Source organism: Streptomyces sp. NPDC059853 (assembly GCF_042731495.1).
Lineage (GTDB): Bacteria > Actinomycetota > Actinomycetes > Streptomycetales > Streptomycetaceae > Streptomyces.
Window position 1 is genome coordinate 1 of record NZ_JBHWJL010000421.1, and the last position, 3,292, is coordinate 3,292.

A 3,292-nucleotide genomic window follows, 5' to 3' on the forward strand; every position below is an offset into this window, starting at 1 on the left:
CTTTGAGGATGCCGAGGAGGCCGGTGATCATCTCGGTGGAGCGTTCGGCGCACAGTCCGACGCACACGTCCGGTCCGACGCCGAGGTCGCGGAGCCGGTGGGCGAGCCGGTTGGCGCGCACGTTCAGCTCGGCATACGTCAGCTGCTGTTTCCCGGCCACCACGGCCACGGCGTCCGGGGTCTCGGCGGCCCGCGCCGCGACCATCTCGTGCACCAGGGTCTCGGGCACCTCGACCCGCGCCCCCTGCCAGGAGTCGATCACCGCCAACTCCGCGTCCCCCACCAGCCGCGCCTCCCGGTGCGGGGCCCCCGGATCCGCCACCATCGCGGCCAGCACCCGGGCGTAGGCATCGCGCAGCGCGCGCACCCGCTCCGGCGACAGCCGCCGTGCGTCGTACTCGAACTCCAGCCGCAGTCCTTCCGTCTCAAGACCCCGGCTGACCGCGACCACCAGCGGGAAGTGCGTCCGGGCCATCCCGCCCCGTACGTCCGCCTCCGCCGCCGTCAGCGACATGTCCGGCCCGGCGGTGGCCGCCGCCAGCTGATGGAAGTGGTTGTAGACGAAACTGACCTCGAACAGCGGATCGCCCCCCAGCTCCCGCTGGAGCGCCGCCATCGGATAGCGGCGGTGGGGCTGCGCGTCCTGCTCGTGGACGAAGACGGCGCGTGCCAGGTCCGCCCAGCTGCCGCCGGGCAGCCGCATCCGGAACGGTAGGGTGTTGAGGAACAGCCCGCGCGCCTCCGTCGCGTCGGCTTCCTCCAGCCGCCCGTGTGCGGTCAGCCCGGAGATCACGTCCCCACTGCCGGTGAGCAGACTCAGCACCCGCAGATGCGCCGCCAGCACCACCGACTTGACCGGCACCTGTGCCCGGCGCGCCAGCGCGTCGAGCCCGCCGAGCAGTTCCGCCGGGAAGACGGTGCTCAGCGCCCCGTACCCCTGGGCCTCGTCATGCTGATGGGTCTCCTCCTCACCTCCGGCCGTTCCGGGCAGCCCGGCCCCGGGCAGCCGGGTGTCGGGCCGGTCGGCGAGCATGCGGTGCCAGTACGCGCGCGACTCGGGGGAGGTGAGGGCCGCGCGTTCGGCGGCGACGAAGTCCCGGAAGGCGGAGCGCGGTGGCCCGGCCGGACGGTGCCCGCCGGACCGCACAGCCCGGTAGGCGGTCGTGATCTCCGTGAGGGTGGAGGCGAGGCTCCAGCCGTCGAGGATGGCGTGGTGTTCGGTGATCGTCCACTGGAAGGCGTCACCCGGCAGCAGATGCACCGCCATCCGCCACAGCGGCGCCTCGGAGAGGGCGAGCGGACGGCTCCGTTCCCGCTCCACGTGCGCGACGAGCGCGTCCTGCCGGCCCGCCGCGTCGAGGCCCCGCAGGTCGGTGACGGTCAGGGGTGTGGTGGCCCGGGTGTGGACGAGCTGGAGGGGTTCGGAGAAGCGGTTGAGGTCGAAGGAGGTGCGCAGGACGGGGTGCCGGGCGACGACGGCCGCGAGGGCCGCACGGAAGGCGGCCTCGTCGAACGGCCCGGCCAGCCGGACGGAGTGCACATTGTGGTACGGCGCCCGCTCCCGGTCGCGTTCCTGCTCGTAGACCATGCCGATCTGCAACTGCGTCATCGGATACGCGTCGTCGAGGCCGTCCGGCAGCGTGGCCCGGTCCTCGGGCGGGAGCAGCTCGAACGGTGCGTGCGGCCGTGCGCCGGCCGCGTCACCGCCGTCCTCCTCGCGGGTCACGGCTCCGGCCAGCTCCGCGAGGGTGGGGCGCCGGGCCACCTCCTGGAGCGCGAAGCTGAGACCGGCGGTCCGCGCCTGGCCGAGGATCTGGATGCTGCGGATGGAGTCGCCGCCGAGGTCGAAGAAGTTGTCGTGGCGGCCGATGCGGTCGATGCCGAGGACCTGGCGCCAGATGGCGGCCAGCCGGGTCTCCACCGGCCCCTGCGGCGGGTCGAACGCCTGCACGAGATCCGGCCGCTCCCCGTCCGGGGCAGGCAGCGCGCGCCGGTCCACCTTGGCGCGGGGGGTCAGCGGCAGCGCGTCGAGGAACACGAACTGCCGGGGCACCATGTAGCCGGGCAGCCGCTCCCCGAGCCAGGCCCGCAGCTCGCCCCGGGTGGGCGCCGGGTCGTGCGGCACCAGATAGCCGACCAGATCCGCCGGGCCCGTACCGTCCTGCCGGGCCACCACCACGCACTCCCGCACCCGGGGGTGGGCGCGCAGCGCCGTCTCCACTTCGCCGAGTTCGATGCGGTAGCCGCGGATTTTGATCATGTGGTCGACGCGGCCGAGGAAGGCGATGGTGCCGTCGGGGTTCCAGCGTCCGCGGTCGCCGGTGCGGTAGAGGCGGTGGCCGGGGTGCTTCGGGTGGGGGAGGAAGCGTTCGGCGGTGAGGGTGGGGTTGTTGAGGTATCCGCGGGCCAGGCAGGGGCCGGATACATGGAGTTCGCCGGGGGTGCCGATGGGGGTGGGCAGTCCGGCTTCGTCCAGGACATGGACCTCGGTGTTCACGAGCGGCCGGCCGAGGGGCAGTGGACCGTCGGGGAGGGTGTCGCGGGTGTAGGCGCCACACACCGAAAAGGTGGTGGTTTCGGTGGGGCCCCAGCAGTTGACGAGTTCGAGGTCGGGGCAGCGGTCGAGGATGCGGCGGGCGTGCTGGGGGGAGACCGTTTCGCTGCCGGTGAGGAAGCGGCGCAGCCGGTCGAACGTGCCAGGTTCGTGGTCCACCAGCAGGGTGAAGAGAGAGGCGGTGGCGTGGAGGACGGTGACGTCGTACTCCTGGACCCACCGGGCGATGTCGGACGGCCCGTAGGAGATCGGCGGCGCCATCACCAGCCGCGCACCGCCCACCAGCGGCGCCCACACCTCGAACGTCGAGTTGTCGAACGGCAGCGGCGCCAGCTGCACCAGCGTGTCCGCACCGTTCAGGGTCAGGAACGGGGCGCCGTGCAGGAGTTCGGTGACATTGCGGTGCCGGGTCACCACACCCTTGGGCTTCCCGGTCGATCCCGAGGTGAAGATGACATAGCAGCCGTGATCCGGCCCCACCCCGCTCACCGGATCGGCGTCCCGGAGCGGATCGCCCGGCTCGTCCGCCGACCCGGTCAGCGGCAGCACCTCCCAGGGACCGGCCGGGGCCCGCTCACCTGTGGTGTCCGTCGCCAGCACCACCCGCGTCCCGCACTCCCGCAGCATCCCGTTCAGCCGGGTGGTGGGGAAGTCGGGGTCCAGGGGGACGTAGGTGCCGCCGGCTTTGAGGATGCCGAGGAGGCCGGTGATCATCTCGGTGGAGCGTTCGGCGCACAG

1 protein-coding gene is annotated in these 3,292 nt (G+C 72.9%); it reads right to left on the bottom strand.

Features of this window, described 5'->3' with window-relative positions:
- Positions 1-3,268 (bottom strand): amino acid adenylation domain-containing protein (locus ACFV5N_RS26090; protein ID WP_385604482.1); only part of this gene is annotated, 3,268 nt, incomplete at its 3' end.
- Between the last annotated feature and the right edge of the window lie 24 nt (positions 3,269-3,292).